This window comes from Streptomyces sp. N35 (assembly GCF_016464295.1).
In the GTDB taxonomy this organism is placed as follows: Bacteria; Actinomycetota; Actinomycetes; order Streptomycetales; family Streptomycetaceae; genus Streptomyces.
The window spans coordinates 4922-5405 of sequence record NZ_JAEIMH010000117.1; positions in this window are offsets into that span (position 1 = coordinate 4922).

The window sequence follows — 484 nt, forward strand, 5'->3', positions numbered from 1 at the left end:
GGACCTGGTGCCGTACGGCACCAGGGCCCCGAAGGAAATTGAACACCATCTGCCGGCCCTACTGTGGCGCCGACCTACTGTTTCCGCCGCCCGGCCCGGGAGCGGGGCGGGCGAACGAGGATCGCGGATGCGTGACCGGGGACCACCTTCCATTCCGGGGTCTTGCGGTACCCGGGCCGGTGACGATCCGAGGGCCCGGGCGATCCTGATGGCGTCTGGTTCCTCCGTTCTTCCTCAGTACTTCCACTTGCTCACGTGCGAACTTCCGGTACAGCCACCTGGCAGTTCGTGTCTGCCGGGTCTTCTTCGACTCATGTCTACGAGAGAAAGCTTAGCCACGCTGTCTCGCAATGTCTACTTCGGCGAGCACAGATTTTTGTTTGCGGGGGCGGCAAGTAGCCTGCATCCAGGTGTGGCCCGGGTATCCGGCCGTCCCGGCACGCAAAGAGGGCCCCGCCGCCCCCGGGGGGCGGTGCGCGGCGGG